This window comes from Aureimonas sp. AU22 (assembly GCF_001463745.1).
In the GTDB taxonomy this organism is placed as follows: Bacteria; Pseudomonadota; Alphaproteobacteria; order Rhizobiales; family Rhizobiaceae; genus Aureimonas.
The window spans coordinates 1-1800 of sequence record NZ_BBWJ01000067.1 but is presented as its reverse complement, the minus strand read 5'-3'; the positions used below and the strand labels follow the sequence as shown (position 1 = coordinate 1800).

At 69.6% G+C, this 1800-nt stretch carries 1 protein-coding gene and 1 pseudogene; both read right to left on the bottom strand.

Annotated elements, in window-relative coordinates:
• Positions 1-1242 (bottom strand): methyl-accepting chemotaxis protein (locus AUL34_RS21620; RefSeq protein ID WP_192845810.1); only part of this gene is annotated, 1242 nt, incomplete at its 3' end.
• An 83-nt stretch (positions 1243-1325) separates the two neighbouring features.
• Positions 1326-1800: pseudogene (locus AUL34_RS22700) on the bottom strand (methyl-accepting chemotaxis protein); the annotation flags it as partial.

Below are 1800 nucleotides of genomic sequence, written 5' to 3'. Positions count from 1 at the left end.
GGACGCCTGCTCGGTCGCCGCGGCCTGCTCGGTCGAGCCCTGGCTCAGCTGCTCGGCGGTGGCAGAGGACTGCTGCGCTCCGGCGGCGACCTGGCTCGCCGAACCCGTGACGTCGGCGACGATCTCGCGCAGGTTCTGCGTCATCGCGTTCATGGCGCGCAGGAGGTCGCCGATCTCGTCCTGGCCCCGCGCCTCGACGGTCTGCGTCAGGTCGCCGGCGCCGATGTCCTCGGCAAGCTTCACCGAGCGCGACAAGCCGCGCGAGATCGAGATCGACATCCAGGCGGCGGCCGCAGCGCCGATGGCGATGGCACCGAGCACGATCGCGATCAGCATGTTGCGGGTCGCGGCATAGGTGACCTGCGCGTCGGCGACGTAGGCGTCGGCGTTGGTCTGCGCCCGCTCGACCAGCTGTTCGAGACGCGCCGAGAGCTTGCGCGCTTCCGGCAACACGGTTCCGGTCTGGAAGGTGAGGGCCTGATCGTTGAGGTTCTGGACGCCCTGGTCGGCGAACGCCAGCGTCGGCTTCAGGAAGGCCTGCCATTCGGCGTCGAGCGCATCGAGCGCGGCCGGGGCGACGCCCGATGTGCGGCGCATCCGCTCCATCGCCGCGTCGAACGCCTGCATCGCCTCGTTGAGTTCGGCGCGCTGGCCTTCGATCTCGCCCTGATCGCTGAAATCAAGCGCCGCCAGCATGCTGAGGCGCGAGAGGTAGACGGCTTCCCGCGCGGCCGCGACGTCGACGACCGCGGCGCCGGACATGCGCCCGAGGGTCTCGATGAGCTTGTCGAACATCGGACCGGTCTGGGTGAGCGCCTCGTCCGACAGCTCGGGATCGGCCTGCCGCATCAGATCGGTCCCCTTGTCGGCGACGAGACGCAGGCTGTCGATCGCCGGCTTCAGATCGGCGATCTCGTTGCGCTTCGCCGGATCGACCGACGCCTCGAACTGCGCGAACGAGGTCTCGATCCTGTCCCAGTCCGCCGCATACTCGCGGCCCATCGACTCGAGGGTCGCCGGATCGCCTTCGAGATACATGCGGAACATCAGGCGGCGCAGGTCGACCACCTTGGTGGCGATGTCCTGGACGCTGTTGACCTGGACGAACGGCCGCGCGGCGAACGTGCGCATCAGCTCGTTGGACGCGTTCAGGCTCGAGATCCCGAAGTAGCCGGCGGTGCCCAGGAGGGCGATCACGGCCCCGAAGGACCCGATGAGCTTGGTCTTGATGGTGAAACGCACGGGGGGTCTGACCTTTCGAGGGGCACAGGCGCGGCAGGGAAGAACGAGGGGGCCCGCCGCCGGGGCGACGGGCCGGGCGAATGTCAGGCGCTCATCTTTTCGAAGCCGTTGTCCTCGGCGCCGAGGTCGAGGTCGAAGCCCTTGCCGGATGCCCTGGGCTTGGCCGGCTTGGCGGCGGGCTTGGACTTTTCCGCACGGCTCTGGGCAAAGCCCTGCACGTCCGCTTGGAGGCGACGCACGTCCGCCTTCGGCCGGGCCTTGGGCGCGGTCGCGAGCCGGGCGGGCGCGCCGTCCCGTCCCTCGGCGAGGCGGAAGAAGGCGACCCGGTCGGTGAGGCGCGAGGCCTCGGCGGAGAGCTGCTCGGCCGTGGCCGACATCTCGTTGGCGGCCGAGGCGTTCTGCTGGGTCACCTCGTCCAGCTGGACCACGGTCTCGTTGGTCTGCTGGGTCACCTTGTCGAGCTGCTGGATGGCCTGGTTGATCTGTTCGGCGCCGGCGTTCTGCTCGCGGCAGGCCGCCGAGATCTCGGCCACCAGTTCCGAGGTGCGCTGGATGTCG